Origin of the sequence: Burkholderia metallica, from assembly GCF_902832845.1 — a bacterium.
Classification (GTDB): Bacteria; Pseudomonadota; Gammaproteobacteria; order Burkholderiales; family Burkholderiaceae; genus Burkholderia; species Burkholderia metallica.
This window is the reverse complement of record NZ_CADFDB010000001.1, coordinates 433,050-448,221: the sequence shown is the minus strand read 5'-3', so window position 1 is coordinate 448,221 and position 15,172 is coordinate 433,050. Positions and strand designations below refer to the sequence as shown.

Genomic DNA, 15,172 nt, shown 5'->3' with positions numbered 1-15,172 from the left:
GGTAACACCCTATGGCTACTACTCGCTTTGAAGCACGCGTCGAGACCGATGTGCTGGCGGTGATCCGCCGGGCCGCCGAGATCCAGGGGCGCACCATGTCGGTCAACGCCCTGCGGCGCGTGGCCAGCTCGGAAATCCCGGCCGTCGCCTTGACCGTCGACGCGAAGGACGAGGGTGCCGCGGCGTTCTCTATGGCCACTTCGGTTTTCAGTCCCTCACGCATGACCCGTTGGCGTTGTTTTTGCCGTTGGCGACGGTCAAGTAGGCGTGGGCCGCCGCATCACACAGCGACGTGAGCCCGGCTTTGGCCGGGTTTTTATGATGCACATTCAATGCCGCTAATTCTTATTAGTGGCATTGCGTTTTTGAGGACTGCCGAGACGAACCCGTTGGGATCGATATCGCACGGTCTCTGATTTGGGCGAGCGGCAGACCTTGCCGCCCGAGATCCGTCTTCCCCGGTAGAACGCAACAAAATCAAGAGGGAGATCCGGCAGCGAGAACTACCCCTCGCATTGTTCAATTGACGCTGGGCTCCGATCTTCTCATTTGTTCACGTTTTCGCAGCTCGTTGGGCCGTCGCCCCAGCTCTTACCTCCACCGTTCTTGCACTGCTGTTTGGTGTATTGCTCCGGCGGTTGACCTTTCGGCAGCTTTCCGTCAGCGGGGCAATTGTGGTGGAAATAGCAGAAAGACTTTTGAGCGGCGCCAGCTTCTCCGTTAAAAACAAGGCAGGCCATTAAGGTCAAAAAGAGGATCTTGGCAATAGATGACATGTCGGCTCTCCAAAGGTTGAAAAATAACGAACTGAGAGGTGGTCGCGCTCGTTCGGGAAGTTTCGGAGATTTCCAAGTGGAATTTCCGAAACAATCATGCTGCCGATTTAATCTCAGGTAGTGTCGCGACGTATGTCCCATAAAAAACGGAAACAATACGATAAATCATCGACAAACTGATTGCTTATTTCCACGCCTTTTACTCGCATCCAGTGGAAAGCATATGACGCAAAAAGTGAACGTCAAGTGCTATTTTTGACTGGCCAACGTCGCCTCCCCTACCGTAGACCAAATTAAAGTTGTCACCGTTTGCGAAGTAAAAATGTCACTCCGCCGCCTCACACCGGCAATGAAGAGCGAAACCGTCGTGAATTCATGAGGTTGCAGGTTGCGAATTAACGTTGTCACCGACCACGGTGTTGCGAAGACCCGTGCCAACTCCCGCCCACACCGTTGCAGCGCCGACAGCCCGTTTCACGCGTTGTGCGAAACCCGGGTTTGAACAGGCAATCATGCCGTCGTGATAAGGTTCCTTAGCAATATAAACGGACATCCGTGCGTGCGCGCGTTGCCAAAACGCACCGCATGAAAAGACGCGCGAACGGCAGCAATGCCTTATCTCGCGGGGCCGCGGCCGTGCCTTACATTAGCGTAATCTATGGACACGATTAGCAGTTTTTAAGGGCTTCAACAACTGAACGTCGAAGTGGCGGCCATCTACCGGGCCAGTCGCGGCAGCTATGGCCGCCCCCGTATCGTGCGGCAATTGCGCGCCCAAGGCTGCCCGGTGAGTGCTGAGCGTGTTCGACGTAGTTTGCAGCGCCAAGGCCTGCGCCCGGTCTACAAGCGATGAACTTGCCCAGCTTCGCGGCACGGATACGACGCTGCTGGGGTTCGTGCACTCGGGCACGATTGCGGAAGCGGGCTTCAAGTTCGGGCGCTGGCTCGATGTTGCGTTCTATCAACTGAAGCTCGACACGCCGGCGCAGACGCTGGATGGCTGAACTGCATCGTTGCGTTTGATCGTCGACCCCGCAGCATTCATCGGTGCCGCATTGACGGACGGCGCCGAGCGCCGGCAACCCGCGCGACCGCAATTTCCATTATTGAAACCATTCAAATCAATTTATCTAAAAACAAAATATTGATTTTGTCGACTTGAAAAATCCGGGCAACTATGAATAATACGAGTCATAAACTATCTCCCCGCAGGTTCTTTTCGTTTACGTATTGTCGGTTTCATCGAGTCGACGCAACGATCTCTCATCGTCGACACAGACTTCTTGACCGAGGGAGTGGCGATGACTCAAGCTGCGGCACTGTCGGCCCCCGACGCCTGCTCGTTCGGCACGCCCGAAACGCCGACCGCCAGCGAAGGCGTCCCACTCCGGCATCTCGCGGTCATTCTCGACGGCAACCGCCGCTGGGCGGATCGCCTCGGGTTGCCAACCATCGACGGCTATCGAGCGGGTGGAAGAAACGTTCACGCGCTGCTGTCCTGGTGCGAAGCTGCGGCCATTCCTATGGTGACGCTATGGCCGCTGTCCACCGAGAACCTGAAACGCAACGCCGAGGAACTGGTCGGCCTGTTGACCGTGATCGTCAAGGTACTCGACGAACTGGCCCGTAGCGGCCGGTGGCGGCTGCGCGTGATTGGTGATCTGACGAAACTTCCCTCGACCGTCGCGGAGCGCATCGGAGACGCCGTGCGAAGCACCGAGCAGGTTCAGGGGCTCGAAGTCAACATCGCGGTTGCGTACAGTGGCCGCCTCGAATTGCTAAGCGCGATCCGGGCGCTAATCAGCGAGCACGCCGCTGCCGGATCGCTCGACCAGTTGCTCGCCGACCTGAGTCCCGAATTGATTGCGAGCCGCCTCTACACGGCTGGGCAACCCGACCCCGATCTCGTCATCCGGACGTCAGGCGAACAGCGGCTGTCGAACTTCATGCTGTGGCAAAGCTCGTTTTCCGAACTGTATTTCACGCCGGTGTGCTGGCCTGAATTCGGGCGCGCGGACTTCGACGACGCCATTCGCTTTTTTTATTCTCGCCATCGCCGTTTCGGGCTTTAGGAAATGGACTGTCGGCGTTTCGATGGTCGATGAGTCATTTCTCTCAGAAATAAATCAGGAACCCATATGCCCATCGTTGATTTCGATGTCCCGTTTTCCGCGAACCTGCATCCGCAGCTTGCGGAACTGCTGACCGTGCAGGAGCAATGGCTGGCCGAGAAAGGCCTTGCCGGAAACGAAAGCGCGGTGCAAAGCCTGATGAAAACGGATCTGACCGTGGCGATCGCGTGGATGTGGGGAAATATCCCGTTCGAGGACAACCGGATCATTTGCGACACGCTGATGTGGGTCGCCGTTTTCGACGATTTCTGCGTTCGCAACAACGGCGATCTTTCCCGCGTTCGGCCGGTCCTGAACCGCGTGATCGGCATGATGCGCGATCCCGATACATGGATCCCGAAGTCGGGCCCGGAGGCGGCGTGGCTCGATATCTGGGCGCGGGCGAAGGAGGGCGGCATGTCGGCCGAATGGCGTGCGCGCTGCCTGCGGGACTGGGAGGATTACTTCCAGCGCTTGCTGGAAGAAACCGAAGAACATGCGGCCGACGTCTGGGCGCCGGACGTGCAGGTCTACCTGCAGAAGCGGGTCAGAAGCTACGCGTACCACATGTTTCTCGATCTCGGCGAACGCGGGAACGACATCGAACTCCCGTCCGCATTGCTCGGGCCGGGGCATCTGGAAGACATGGCATTCGTGTGCTTTGCCGTGTGCTGCATCGTGAACGACGTCGTGTCGCTGGAGCGCGAGGAGAGCGAGGGCGAGCGCAACAACATCGTCATTCAGTTGACGCACGGACATGGGATGAGACGCGACGCAGCCATCGCCGAGTCGCAGCGGATGGTCGCACGGTTTTGCCAGGACTTCGTCACCTTGAAGGCCGGCGTGCCCGCGTGGTGCGCGAGCCTGGGGATGGGCGCCGAAGTGCGCGAGCGACTGGATCGGTATATTGCGATGATGGAAAGGATCATGCGCGGCAACTACGAATGGCACCGCGCGCTGCCGGGACGCTACCTGCCGGAAAACCATACGGAATCAATGAAGGAAGCGTATCTGTCACGCGTGTAATACGACAATCGATCGATCCAGGAGCCGCGGTCCATCCGCCTGTCATCTATGGACTTTGAAGCCCGCCAAGTCCCACACACTGGGTATCGACCGGGCGTCGTTTTCACGTCCAGCAACGCATGCGGCGATCAACCTGACCTCGCAGTCGACGAAGGCATCGATCGAGGGATGCAACCTGCTCGCGTTGAGTTGACTTCCCCCTTCAACATGAAATAATTTTGAAAGAATATGGTTTTCCCCTGTCACATCGCCTTAGCGCACACATTAGCTTAGACATACTTATCAATTTACTCGATCGCTGACTTTCGCCCACCCTACTGACTCCCAAGCCCACCTAACCGAGCGGGAAATAAAGTAGATTAATATCAATCAGTTACTTCGATTTTTCACATTGTGACATCCGGGGTGCAGTCTTTTTTGCGCATTTCCGTCCCCTTCTTACAAGTGCGATCTTTTTTGTCCGTCCCCACCTATCACCCCTATAGCCAGTAATGCTTTCAATCATATCGTCAAATTCCGATATAAGATTCGCCAATCGACGATACCCGTATGCACGACCGTAACGCCACCCACCCCTCCATGCCGACCGAACTCGACATCGACGCGATCCTGAAAGCGCTCTCGAACCCCGTGCGCCGGGAAATCCTCAACTGGCTGAAAACGCCGGGCGAGCATTTTCCGGCGCAGACGCTGCCGTATGAACACGGCGTCTGCGCGGGCCAGATCGATGCGCGCTGCGGGCTGTCGCAGTCGACCGTCTCCGCGCACCTCGCGACGCTGCAGCGCGCGGGGCTCGTGACGTCGACGCGGATCGGCCAGTGGGCGTTCTTTCGCCGCAACGAGGCCGTCATCGACGCATTTCACGACGCGCTGCGTCGCGAACTCTAGCCAACGGCCGAATCGGCCACCCGGGCCCGCATCGCACATGACGCGACCGCGCACCCGCTTTTCGTGAAGAGGTTATCTGCCATGCCCACGTTGTTCGACCCCGTTACCCTCGGCGAACTGACCCTGCCGAACCGTATCGTGATGGCGCCGCTCACCCGCTCCCGCGCGGGCGCGACGCGCGTGCCGAACGCCCTGATGGCCCGCTACTACGCCGAGCGCGCGACGGCCGGGCTGATCATTACCGAAGCGACGTCGGTCACGCCGCAGGGCGTCGGCTACGCGGACACGCCCGGCATCTGGTCCGACGAGCAGGTAGCCGGCTGGAAGCGTGTGACGCAGGCCGTGCACGCGGCCGGCGGGCGCATCGTACTGCAGCTGTGGCACGTCGGCCGCATCTCCGATCCGATGTTCCTGGACGGCGACCTGCCGGTCGCGCCGAGCGCGATCGCCGCCGGCGGACACGTGAGCCTCGTGCGTCCGCAGCGTCCGTACGTGACGCCGCGCGCGCTCGAACTCGACGAAATCCCGGGCATCGTCGCCGCGTATCGCAAGGGAGCGGAGAACGCGAAGGCGGCCGGCTTCGACGGCGTCGAGATTCACGGCGCGAACGGCTACCTGCTCGACCAGTTCCTGCAGGACAGCACGAATCACCGCACCGATGCGTACGGCGGCCCGATCGAGAACCGCGCGCGCCTGCTGCTCGAAGTGGTCGACGCAGCGATCGACGTGTGGGGCGCCGGCCGCGTCGGCGTGCACCTTGCCCCGCGCGGCGACGCGCACACGATGGGCGACTCCGACCCGGCCGCCACGTTCGGCTATGTCGCGCGCGAACTCGGCCGCCGCAAGATCGCGTTCATCTTCACGCGTGAATCGTACTCGGGCGACCACTTGAGCCCGCGCCTGAAGGAAGCGTTCGGCGGCCCGCTGATCGCGAACGAACAGTTCACGTTCGACACCGCGCAGGCCGCGCTCGCGAGCGGCAGCGCCGACGCGATCGCATGGGGCAAGCTGTTCATCGCGAACCCGGACCTGCCGCGCCGCCTCGAACTCGGCGCACCGCTCAACAAGCCGGTGCCGGAGACGTTCTACGCGGAAGGCGAAACGGGCTATACCGACTACCCGGCGCTGAGCGACGCGGCCTGATCGCGCAACGAGCCATGCACGACGAATGGTCCGGCCTCGCCCGTCCGTTCGTCGTGCACACCTCCGGGCGGGCATGCAACGCGTTCGCCCGTCCCGCTCACCGCGTGCCGTCCACGGCGGGCGCGTCCACGAACAACGCCAGGCCGACCAGGCTCGCCGCGCTGCATCCCAGCACATACCACGCCGGCGCGTAAAAACTGCCGGTCGCGCGCCACATCGCACCGACAATCAGTTGTGCGAACCCGCCAAAAATCGTCACGCCGAGCGCATAGATCATCCCGAGCGACATTGCCCGCACTTCGGGCCGAAATGCGTCGAGAATCATCACGAAGCCGGCGGGACTCGACAGCGTCATCAAGCCGATCAGCACGATCACGACCGCGACCGCGGTGACCGCCGACGGCCACTTGCTCATCGCGTAAAACGCCGGCAGTACGAGCACGGCCGACGCGACACACGTCACGCCCACCAGCCGCTTGCGACGCCGCACGCGATCCGCGAGTCGTCCCGCGAGCGGCGAACCGATCAGCAGCACGGCGCCCGCCGCGCAGCCCGACAGCAACGACACCGACGCCGGCATGCCGACGGTCAGCGTCAGGAACGATGGCAGGAAAAACACGATCGTATAGGTGGTCGACGTGCCGCCGATCACGAGCAGCGTGCCGGCCACGACCTGCCGCCACGGAACGCGCGCACGCTCGCGCGGTGCGCCGCCCGCCGCGTGCGGCAACGTATCGTCGAGGTGACGCCGCAGATAGAAGCCGACCGGGCCGATCAGCAGACCGAGCACGAACGGTACGCGCCATCCCCACGCGTGCAGCGCTTCGGGTGGCAGCGCGCGCGACAGCGTCAGCGCGACGAACGCGCCAACCAGCGTCGCGCCGCCCTGGCTCGCCATCTGCCAGCTCACCCGCTCGCCGCGCCGGCCGGTATCGCCCGACTCCATCAGCAGGGTCGTCGCGGCGCCGACTTCGCCCCCCGCCGAAAAGCCCTGCAGCAAGCGCCCGATGACGATCAGCAGCGGCGCTGCGATGCCGATCTGTGCATAGGTCGGCGCGAAGCCGATGATCCCGGTGCCGAGCGCCATCAACGCGACCGTCAGCACGAGTGCAGGCTTGCGCCCGGCACGGTCCGCATAGGCACCGATCGCGACGCTGCCGAGCGGCCGCGCGACAAACCCGACACCGAACGTCGCCAGCGACAACATCAGTGCGCCGACGTCGCTCGACGCGGGAAAGAACAGCTTGCCGATCAGGGCGGCAAAAAAACTGTAGACGGTGAAGTCGAAGAACTCGAGTCCGTTGCCGAGCGCGGCCGCAACGACCGTGCGGCGCGTCACGCGCGGCGCGGCATCGACCGGTGCGGCGGCCGTGCGATTCAGGGTATGCATCGGAAAATTCCCGTTCAGAAGTTGTGATACATGCCGAGCGACAGCGTCACGGGGGTCGTCCCGGTGCGCGGTGCGGTGCCGCCCGGCTCGGTCGGCAGCGGGTTGCCGTTCAGCAACACGGTCGAGATGCCGTAGTTGCGGATGAACCCCGCACGCGCATAGAGGCCTGTGCGTTTCGACAGCAGGTAGTCGTAGCCGAGCATCGCACCGAGCGCCGAATCCTTGGCCGGCTGGCCGGCCGCGTCGCGTACGCCCGACGTATCGCGATAGACGACCGACGCGCGAATCGCATTGACACCGAACGGCACGATCGCGCCGACCGTGTAGACGCGCGCGATGCCGTCGCCGGCCAGCTTCGGCGCGTACTGGTTGAACGATGCGGACAGCACGAGCCGCCCCGTGTCGTAGACGGCGCCGAGCCCGTACAGGTCGTTGCGCACGGTGCTCGCCCCGTTGACGCCCCACGCCTGGTTGTAGCTCGCGGCCAGATAGGTCGTGCCGTTGTACCACTGCAGCAGCGCGCCCTGCGCGGACGCCGCGGGCGCGCGCCCGGCCACGTTGCTCGGCGCATACATCAGCATCAGCGACGTGGTGCCCGCAACGATCGGCGTACGGTACGTGATGGCGTTGTCGACGCGCGCCGGCAATTGCGTCGCCCCTGGCCCGAGGTCCGAGTTGTAGCCGACGCCGCGGCTCGTCTGCACGGCTGCCGCGCCCAGCCACGTATAGACCGAGTTCGTACCCACCGTGCCGAATACGTCGATGAACAGCGGCAGCGCCGTGCCGATCTGCTTGCCGAGACGCAGCCGCCCGTAGCTGTCCGACGACAGGCCGACCCACGACTGCCGGTTGTAGGTCGACTGCTTGTCCTGCTGCGCGCCATTGTTCGCGAGAAAACCGCTTTCGAGGTTGAACTCGGCGCGCCAGCCGCCACCGAGGTTCTCGCGGCCGAAGAAGCCGAATTTGGAGGTCCACTCGCCACCGCTCTGCGTCTGCCACAGCGAATGGCCGCCGACCGTCTGGTAGTTGATCCCCATGTCGACCGAGCCGTACAGCGCGACGCCCTCCGTCAGTCGACCGTTGTACTCGGGCACCGCCGCCAGCAACACGTCCTGATAGGGCACGGCGCGCGCGTTGCCGGCGCCGAGCGCGAGACAGGCCGCACCCAGTGCAAATCGCTTTTTCATTCGATATCCTTATCGTCAATTCGATTCATGTCCGACCGGCGCTTCTCCTCTGCGCCGTCGTCATCCCGCCTTCAGGAAGCGTTCGGCGATACCGGCGAAATAGGCCGCCCCCCAGCTCAGCGCGGTGTCGTTGAAGTCATAACCCGGGTTGTGCACCGAGCACCCGCCGCGGGAATCGACGCCGTTACCGATCAGCACGTAGCAGCCCGGTACGCATTCGGTCATCCACGAGAAATCCTCGCTGCCCATCACGCCGTCGGGTAACAGCGTGAGCGCGCCTTCGCCGGCCAGCGCCGCAATCGTCTCGACCGCGAGATCCGATGCCGCGCGGTCGTTGTCCACGACACGCGAGATCGATTGATATTCGATCTGCGCGGTCATCCCGTAAGCCTGCGCATGCGCGTCGACGATCCGGCGGATGCGCGCCTCGATTTCGTCGCGCGTGGCCGCGTCGAGCGCACGCACGGACAACTGCAGCGTTGCGGTTTCCGGAATCACGTTCGGCGCGGTGCCCGCATGGAACGTGCCGACGGTCACGACGGCCGGTTTCAGCGGATCGACGTTGCGGGAGACGATCGATTGCAGCGCGGTCACGATTTGCGCGCCCGCGACGATCGGGTCGCTTGCGAGCTGCGGCATCGCACCGTGTCCGCCCTTGCCCGTCACGGTGATGGTCACCGAATCGGACGAGGCCATCATCGGCCCATGGCGCAACGCGAAATGGCCGACCGGCACGCCCGGCGCGTTGTGCAGCGCATATACGCGTTCACACGGGAAACGTTCGAACAGGCCATCGTCGATCATCCGCTTTGCGCCGCCGAGCCCTTCCTCGGCCGGCTGGAAAATCACGTTGAGCGTGCCGTCGAATCGGCCCTGTTCGGCGAGATAGTGCGCGGCGGCCAGCAAGATCGCCGTATGGCCGTCGTGTCCGCACGCGTGCATCGTGTGCGCAACCGTGCTCGCGTACGGCAGCCCCGTCGCCTCCTCGATCGGCAGCGCGTCCATGTCGGCGCGCAGGCCGAGCGTGCGCGCCGCCGCGCCGCGCCGCAATTGGCCGACGACCCCCGTGCCGCCCACGCCCGTCGTGACGTCGTACCCCCATGCGGCCAGCTGTTCGGCGACGAGCTGCGCGGTGCGGGTCTCGGCGAAGCCGAGTTCGGGATGGGCGTGGATGTCGCGGCGGATCGCCACGAATCGGGACTCCGACTCGCGAATCGCCGCGAGTACGTGAGCAAGGTTCTGCGTCATGAATGGCTCCGTGGAATCGGCCGCCTCGCGACCGTCCCGGCCAAGCATAGAGACGCGTTTCGGGTCAAAAAACTCACGAATTTTGATGCAGATAACTTTTGGTAATATCTTCCGCATCATGAAAATCCATCAATTGCGCGCGCTCGTCGCGGTCACGACGGCCGGCAGCATCAAGGCCGCGGCCCGGACCCTGCACGTCACGCAGCCGGCCATCAGCAAGGCGATCCAGGAACTGGAGAACGAGTTCGGCCTACCCCTGCTCGAGCGCAAGCCGTGGGGCGTCGTGCCGACACCGGAAGGCGACGCGCTGCTGGGGCGCGCGCAGGCTGTCGTGCGCGAGCTCGAACGGGCGAGCGAGGACATGGCGCACATGAAGGGGCTGCGAGACGGGCGGCTCGTGATCGGCTTCACACCGATCGTCGCGGTGACGGGCTTTGCCGAGGCCTACGCCGCGTTCCGCCGCCGCTGGCCAAACGTCGAGTGCGAACTGCGTGAACTGACGTTCAACCTGCTCTCGGAACAGTTGCGCAATCGCACGCTCGATCTCGCCTTCGTCGCCGTCACGGGCCCCATTGCCGAGTCGCTCGACATCAAGGCGATCCGCACGTTCGACACCGCGTTCGTCACCCGCGAGAACGGACGCTTTGCGGGCGCGACATCGCTCGACGCGCTGCGCGACGCGGAATGGATCCACGCCGATGCGAGCGACAACTTCCCCACGTATATCCGTGACCTGCATGCGCACGCGGGCCTGCCCCCGCCGCGCTGCATCACGCGCTGCACGTCGTATGCGCTGTTCTACAGCCTGATGATGACCAACGATGCGATTTTCTCGTGGACCCGGCTCTCGCTCGCGGAAACCGTGTTCGGCCAGAAGCTGACGCCGCTGCCGTTACCGATGTCGCCGCCGCCGCTGCAGTTGTACCGGCTCACGCCGCCGGGGCTGCAACTGACGCGGCCCGCGGCCGACTTTCTTGCACACGTGGAAGCCGCGTTCGCATCGCTGCCGTTTACCGGGAGCACGGCATTGCGCTGACGCCGGACCGGACCGCGGCCGGCACCGTGATTCGCCGGGCCTGCGTCAGCCCGGAACGCGCAACCGCATGAATACGCGCCGTGTCTCGTCGAGCCCGAGCGACACGTGATACGCGCGGATGGTACGCAGCATGTCGTCGAGCATCGCGTCGTCGAGCACCTCGAAACCCAGGCGCGCGTAGTACGGCGCATTCCACGGCGCATCGCGAAACGTCGACAGCACGACTTCGGTGATACCCTCCTGCGCCGCGCGCGCCGTCACCTGTTCGATCAGGCGCGCGCCGATCCGCTGCCCCGCATGTGACGGCGCGACATCCAGTTCTTCCAGATAGAGCCGCTGCGCATCGAGCAGCCGGCAAAATGCAAACCCGACGCACGCACCCTGCGCATCGACCGCCACGTACGCCCGACCGTCGTCGATGCGCACGCGCAGGGCGGCCGTGTCGGTCGGCCCGGCATCGGCGATATCGGCCATGCCGATGTCGCGAAACCGCTGCGCGGCGGCGACTTCCACGGCGGCCATCGCGGCCGCGTCTTCCCGCGTGGCCGGGCGAATCAGGATCGATGCAGTCATGACGGCAATTCAGGCAGACAGTCTGGAACGGCCGTCACTATAATCGAAACCTCATACGTTTCGAACGCCCCACCCACGAGGTTCGTCATGACGTTGTCCGCGCTCGTCGTCTTCGCCATCGCCCTGCTCGTCACCGCCGGCACGCCCGGCCCAAGCGTCGCCGCGCTGGTCGCACGCGTGCTCACGAACGGCGTGCGGGACGTGCTGCCGTTCCTCGCCGCGATGTGGCTCGGCGAGGCGCTGTGGCTCACGCTCGCGGTCGCGGGGCTGTCCGCGTTCGTACGCACGTTCGAGACGGGGCTGATCGTGCTGAAGCTGCTCGGCGTCGCGTACCTGCTGTTCCTCGCGTGGAAGATGTGGACCGCGCCGACGGAAACGGGCGCCGACGCGCTGCCGCGCGGCCAGTCGCCATGGCGCATGTTCGTCGCGGGCATGGCCGTCACGCTCGGCAATCCGAAGATCGCGGTGTTCTATCTCGCGCTGCTGCCGACTCTCGTCGACCTCGCGCACGTGGGAGTGACCGCATGGGCCGAACTGGTCGGCACGATGCTCGCGGTCCTGATCCTGGCAGACTGCTTCTGGTCGCTGCTTGCGTCGCGCGCACGAGCGTTCCTGACGTCGGCGCGCGCCAAGCGGATTGCCAACCGCACGAGCGCAACCGCGATGGCCGGTGCGGCGGTGGCGATCGCGACACGCTGAACGGCACCCCGCCGCACGCCACGGCGTCGCCGGGACCGCCATGTCACCGCTCGGCGCGATGCCTCCCGAACTCGCCGCCCGGTCGAATCGCCGGGCTCGCGCGGCAGTCGCTGCCCCGCGAACCGGAACGGAAGCCCGCTTACTGCAGCGGAGGGGAATCGACATGAAAACCTGGCTCCCGGCTGTCCTTCTCTGCCTGTCCGCGACGCTCGCGCACGCGGCCGGTATCAAGTTCGTCAGCATCCCGGCCGACGCGGCCGGCCCCGAACTGCGCGCGGCCATCTGGACGCCCTGCGCAGCACCCGCGCAATCGCTGACGATCGGCCCGTTCGTGCTGAAAGGGCAACGCAACTGTCCGACCGTCGGCGACAAGCTGCCGCTCGTCGTGATTTCGCACGGGCATGCCGGCACGTACTTCGGGCATCACGACCTCGCCGAAACGCTGGCCGATGCGGGCTACGTCGTCGCGGCAATCAACCATCCCGGCGACACGCATACCGACATGAGCCGCGCGGCCGACCTTCGCGAGCTCGCCGAGCGGCCGGAGGACATCAAGCGTCTCGTCGACTACATGCTGGCAAACGGGCCCGACGCCACGCATATCGACCCCGCGCGGATCGGCTTCTTCGGCTTTTCACGCGGCGGCTATACGGGCCTCGTGCTGGCCGGCGCCAATCCGGATTTCGTCCATGCGCGGGTCGCCTGCCCCGACCCGACCTGGCTGATCTGCAGGCAGATACGCGACCATGACCTGCCGCACCAACCGCTGACGCACGATCCGCGGATCAAAGCCTATGTGATCGCCGACCCGTTGAACGAATTTCCGACCGCCGATTCGCTGAAGGACGTGCACGCGCCGATCCAGCTCTGGGGGTCCGAAGCCGGCGGCGACGGCGTGGAGCCGGAAACCGTCCGCGCGCTGGCCGGCATGCTGCCGCAACGACCGGAATTCCACGTCGTGCCGAATTCCGCGCATTTCGCGTTTCTCGCGCCGTGCCCTGAACAACTGGCGCAGGTCTCGCCTGAAGTCTGTACCGATGCGAACGGATTCGATCGCGCGGCATTCCACGAAACGCTCGACGTGAAGGCGCTCGCGTTCTTCAGCGCCAATCTGCGCTAACAGCGCAACGTCTTGCGCCAGACGCGCTGCGCCGGCGCAGAGTCGTTGCATTCGATCAACGCGCGCACCAGCGCCCAGTCGTCGTCATCGCAGAAGTCGAGCAGCATCGCGCCACACGGGCCGCGCTGCGTGCGCAAGCGTTCGGCCAGCCGCGCATGAATGCCCTGCACGCGGCCGTCGCCGTGCGCGACCACCGACGGATTCGCGCCCATCCCCGTTCCGCTGCAGAAACTGATCGCCCAGCGGCCGCTGTCCGGCAACGGCAGGTGCGTGAGCAGCGCGTCGATCGCACGCCACTTCCACGCGATCGACGCGACCACCGGCACGCGATATTCATCCTGGATCACGAATGCGCCGTCCGGATGGTCGATCGAAAACGTCGCGTTGTCGGGCCACGCGGTCAGGTCGATGCCGAGCGGCCGGCTGCTGCGAAAGCGCCGCAGCAGCACGATCGCGCCGCGCACGTCGCCGAGCGCGGGCAGCGTGCCGCCGGCATGCCAGCGCAGCCGCGGCTGCCGCGCGCGATGCGCGTCGAACGTCGCGTCGAAACTGCGCGTGCACGCGTGCGCCGGCCATTCGTCCTTCACCGACATCACGATGCATTCGCGCGGGTGCGCATCGAGAAAGCGCGCACAGGTCGCCAGCACGTCGTCGAACGTCATGCCGAGCGCGATGCCGCCGTGATGGATGTCGAACGCATCGCGCACGTGCCGGCAACGGATGTCGAGCAGCCGCACGCCGTGCGCGAGCTGCGCATCGAGCGGCGCGCGCTGCGTGCGCACGAGCAGGTCGTCGACCGTATACGCACAGGTGTCATGACTGCCCGGTAGGGTCAGCGTATGCAGCGGCCGCGCGTCGTCGAGCGCCGACATCCAGTCGGCAGACGGCATGCACGTATCGTGGCTCGAAGGAATCATGAATCGATGAATGACAAGGAAAGAAAACCGTGGGTGACGGCGTCGGATGTCGCGGCGCGCGCCGGCGTCTCGCGCTCCGCGGTGTCGCGCGCGTTTTCGCCGACGGCGAGCATCGCACCGCAGACGCGCGAGCGCGTGATGACCGCAGCACGCGCGCTCGGCTACCAGGTCAACCTGATCGCGCGCGACATGATCACGCAGCGCAGCAGCATGATCGGCGTCGTGACGGCCGGGTTCGAGAACCCGTTCCGCGCGCGGCTGCTGTCGGACCTGATGGCCGCGCTCGGGCAGCGCGCGCTGACGCCGCTCGTGACCAATGCGGAAGATCCGCGTCAGGTCCGGCAATCGCTCGAGCAGCTGCTCAGCTACCGGATCGCGGGCCTCGTGATGACGTCCGCGTCGCCGCCGCTGTCGGTCGCGCAGCAGTATCTCGAACACCGGATTCCGGTCGTGATGATCAATCGCGACGCGAACCTGCCGGGCGCCGACGTCGTCGTCAGCGACAATGCGGCGGGCGCTGCCCATGCGGCGCAGCGGCTCGTGCGCGCCGGCGCACGCCGGCTCGCGTTCGTCGGGCCGCGCGGCGCGAGCTACAGCGCGCAGTCGCGCGCCGCCGCGTTCGAGCAGGCGATCGCGCGCGGCGACGCGTTCGGCGCGACGCTCGCGCACGTGCTCGACACCCCGTCCGACACCCATGCGAGCGGAATCGAGGCCGCGCGCGAACTGTTCGCGAACGGCCAGCGGCCCGACGGCGTGTTCTGCTCGTCGGACCTGCTGGCGCTCGGCGTGATCGACGTCGCGCGCAGCGAATTCGGGTTGCGCGTGCCGGACGACGTCCGCGTGGTCGGCTTCGACGACATTCCGGCCGCCGAATACGATGCGTACCGGCTGACGACGCTGCGGCAGGACACGCGCGGCCTCGCGCACGCGGCGATCGAGCTGCTCGCCGACCGGATGCAGACGTTCGACGGCCCGTCGCGCACGCGTGTCGTGCCGGTCACGCAAATCGTGCGGGCAAGCTGCGCGTGACGTCGTGACAGCAGGCGCGGCCACGCCGC

Annotated in this window: 15 protein-coding genes and 2 pseudogenes; 11 read left to right on the top strand and 6 right to left on the bottom strand. The window is 64.9% G+C overall.

Annotation, left to right across the window (positions count from 1 at the left end; translation table 11 throughout):
- Positions 1 to 11 precede the first annotated feature (11 nt).
- Positions 12 to 296, top strand: a complete 285-nt coding sequence (locus tag HWX08_RS34250; RefSeq protein ID WP_244122670.1) for a type II toxin-antitoxin system TacA family antitoxin — start codon at positions 12 to 14, stop codon at positions 294 to 296.
- Between the two features lie 249 nt (positions 297 to 545).
- Here HWX08_RS34250 and HWX08_RS02015 read toward each other — a convergent pair whose 3' ends face one another.
- Complete coding sequence (locus tag HWX08_RS02015) at positions 546 to 776, bottom strand: hypothetical protein (RefSeq protein ID WP_174920643.1); 231 nt, start codon at positions 774 to 776, stop codon at positions 546 to 548.
- A 694-nt stretch (positions 777 to 1,470) separates the two neighbouring features.
- Between HWX08_RS02015 and HWX08_RS02010 the strand changes: the two are divergent.
- From HWX08_RS02010 to HWX08_RS01985, 6 genes and pseudogenes are all read left to right on the top strand, one after another.
- Positions 1,471 to 1,626: pseudogene (locus HWX08_RS02010) on the top strand (IS3 family transposase); the annotation flags it as partial.
- 31 nt (positions 1,627 to 1,657) lie between these two features.
- Positions 1,658 to 1,780 (top strand): annotated as a pseudogene (locus tag HWX08_RS02005) (GNAT family N-acetyltransferase); the annotation flags it as partial.
- Between the two features lie 297 nt (positions 1,781 to 2,077).
- Positions 2,078 to 2,848 carry a polyprenyl diphosphate synthase gene (gene uppS / locus HWX08_RS02000; protein WP_069260332.1) on the top strand — a complete coding sequence of 257 codons (771 nt, stop codon included), beginning with the start codon at positions 2,078 to 2,080 and terminating at the stop codon, positions 2,846 to 2,848.
- A gap of 66 nt (positions 2,849 to 2,914) precedes the next feature.
- Positions 2,915 to 3,913, top strand: coding sequence for a terpene synthase family protein (locus tag HWX08_RS01995; protein ID WP_069260333.1), 999 nt, complete (start codon positions 2,915 to 2,917; stop codon positions 3,911 to 3,913).
- Positions 3,914 to 4,492: 579 nt separating this feature from the next.
- The gene (locus HWX08_RS01990; protein WP_069260334.1) at positions 4,493 to 4,801 is read left to right on the top strand and encodes an ArsR/SmtB family transcription factor; all 309 of its coding nucleotides are present in this window, start codon (positions 4,493 to 4,495) and stop codon (positions 4,799 to 4,801) included.
- A gap of 81 nt (positions 4,802 to 4,882) precedes the next feature.
- Positions 4,883 to 5,944 (top strand): alkene reductase, encoded by a 1,062-nt coding sequence (locus HWX08_RS01985; protein ID WP_069260335.1) that lies wholly within the window; start codon positions 4,883 to 4,885, stop codon positions 5,942 to 5,944.
- 97 nt (positions 5,945 to 6,041) lie between these two features.
- Here the strand turns inward: HWX08_RS01985 and HWX08_RS01980 are convergent, their stop codons facing one another.
- Genes HWX08_RS01980 through HWX08_RS01970 form a run of 3 tightly spaced genes read right to left on the bottom strand, consistent with a single transcriptional unit; the run spans position 6,042 to position 9,769 of the window.
- Positions 6,042 to 7,334 (bottom strand): MFS transporter, encoded by a 1,293-nt coding sequence (locus HWX08_RS01980; protein ID WP_174920642.1) that lies wholly within the window; start codon positions 7,332 to 7,334, stop codon positions 6,042 to 6,044.
- 14 nt (positions 7,335 to 7,348) lie between these two features.
- Positions 7,349 to 8,521, bottom strand: a complete 1,173-nt coding sequence (locus HWX08_RS01975; RefSeq protein ID WP_174920641.1) for a porin — start codon at positions 8,519 to 8,521, stop codon at positions 7,349 to 7,351.
- Between the two features lie 60 nt (positions 8,522 to 8,581).
- Positions 8,582 to 9,769 (bottom strand): M20 aminoacylase family protein, encoded by a 1,188-nt coding sequence (locus HWX08_RS01970; protein WP_174920640.1) that lies wholly within the window; start codon positions 9,767 to 9,769, stop codon positions 8,582 to 8,584.
- Here HWX08_RS01970 and HWX08_RS01965 point away from each other — a divergent pair.
- Positions 9,768 to 10,805 carry a LysR family transcriptional regulator gene (locus HWX08_RS01965; protein ID WP_226243731.1) on the top strand — a complete coding sequence of 346 codons (1,038 nt, stop codon included), beginning with the start codon at positions 9,768 to 9,770 and terminating at the stop codon, positions 10,803 to 10,805. The two genes, HWX08_RS01970 and HWX08_RS01965, sit on opposite strands and share 2 nt — an antisense overlap.
- Before the next feature lie 45 nt (positions 10,806 to 10,850).
- On the opposite strand, the gene HWX08_RS01960 is transcribed toward HWX08_RS01965, so the two are convergent.
- Entirely contained in the window at positions 10,851 to 11,378 is a 528-nt protein-coding gene (locus HWX08_RS01960; RefSeq protein ID WP_174920639.1) for a GNAT family N-acetyltransferase, read from the bottom strand.
- Positions 11,379 to 11,465: 87 nt separating this feature from the next.
- On the opposite strand from HWX08_RS01960, the gene HWX08_RS01955 reads away from it, so the two are divergent.
- Complete coding sequence (locus tag HWX08_RS01955) at positions 11,466 to 12,077, top strand: LysE family translocator (protein WP_069260341.1); 612 nt, start codon at positions 11,466 to 11,468, stop codon at positions 12,075 to 12,077.
- A gap of 163 nt (positions 12,078 to 12,240) precedes the next feature.
- Complete coding sequence (locus HWX08_RS01950) at positions 12,241 to 13,197, top strand: alpha/beta hydrolase family protein (protein WP_174920638.1); 957 nt, start codon at positions 12,241 to 12,243, stop codon at positions 13,195 to 13,197.
- Here the strand turns inward: HWX08_RS01950 and HWX08_RS01945 are convergent.
- Positions 13,194 to 14,114 carry a phosphatidylinositol-specific phospholipase C gene (locus HWX08_RS01945; protein ID WP_174920637.1) on the bottom strand — a complete coding sequence of 307 codons (921 nt, stop codon included), beginning with the start codon at positions 14,112 to 14,114 and terminating at the stop codon, positions 13,194 to 13,196. The two genes, HWX08_RS01950 and HWX08_RS01945, sit on opposite strands and share 4 nt — an antisense overlap.
- A 6-nt stretch (positions 14,115 to 14,120) precedes the next feature.
- Between HWX08_RS01945 and HWX08_RS01940 the strand changes: the two genes are divergently transcribed.
- Positions 14,121 to 15,143, top strand: a complete 1,023-nt coding sequence (locus HWX08_RS01940) for a LacI family DNA-binding transcriptional regulator (protein WP_174920636.1) — start codon at positions 14,121 to 14,123, stop codon at positions 15,141 to 15,143.
- The last annotated feature ends 29 nt before the right edge of the window (positions 15,144 to 15,172 follow it).

Coding starts and splice junctions, on each gene's coding strand:
- HWX08_RS01955 (WP_069260341.1), top strand. CDS start 11,466: ATGACGTTGTCCGCGCTCGTCGTCTTCGCCATCGCCCTGCTCGTCACC.
- HWX08_RS01940 (WP_174920636.1), top strand. CDS start 14,121: ATGAATGACAAGGAAAGAAAACCGTGGGTGACGGCGTCGGATGTCGCG.
- HWX08_RS01965 (WP_226243731.1), top strand. CDS start 9,768: ATGAATGGCTCCGTGGAATCGGCCGCCTCGCGACCGTCCCGGCCAAGC.
- uppS (WP_069260332.1), top strand. CDS start 2,078: ATGACTCAAGCTGCGGCACTGTCGGCCCCCGACGCCTGCTCGTTCGGC.
- HWX08_RS34250 (WP_244122670.1), top strand. CDS start 12: ATGGCTACTACTCGCTTTGAAGCACGCGTCGAGACCGATGTGCTGGCG.
- HWX08_RS01970 (WP_174920640.1), bottom strand. CDS start 9,769: ATGACGCAGAACCTTGCTCACGTACTCGCGGCGATTCGCGAGTCGGAG.
- HWX08_RS01950 (WP_174920638.1), top strand. CDS start 12,241: ATGAAAACCTGGCTCCCGGCTGTCCTTCTCTGCCTGTCCGCGACGCTC.
- HWX08_RS01945 (WP_174920637.1), bottom strand. CDS start 14,114: ATGATTCCTTCGAGCCACGATACGTGCATGCCGTCTGCCGACTGGATG.
- HWX08_RS01960 (WP_174920639.1), bottom strand. CDS start 11,378: ATGACTGCATCGATCCTGATTCGCCCGGCCACGCGGGAAGACGCGGCC.
- HWX08_RS01990 (WP_069260334.1), top strand. CDS start 4,493: ATGCCGACCGAACTCGACATCGACGCGATCCTGAAAGCGCTCTCGAAC.
- HWX08_RS01985 (WP_069260335.1), top strand. CDS start 4,883: ATGCCCACGTTGTTCGACCCCGTTACCCTCGGCGAACTGACCCTGCCG.
- HWX08_RS01975 (WP_174920641.1), bottom strand. CDS start 8,521: ATGAAAAAGCGATTTGCACTGGGTGCGGCCTGTCTCGCGCTCGGCGCC.
- HWX08_RS01980 (WP_174920642.1), bottom strand. CDS start 7,334: ATGCATACCCTGAATCGCACGGCCGCCGCACCGGTCGATGCCGCGCCG.
- HWX08_RS02015 (WP_174920643.1), bottom strand. CDS start 776: ATGTCATCTATTGCCAAGATCCTCTTTTTGACCTTAATGGCCTGCCTT.
- HWX08_RS01995 (WP_069260333.1), top strand. CDS start 2,915: ATGCCCATCGTTGATTTCGATGTCCCGTTTTCCGCGAACCTGCATCCG.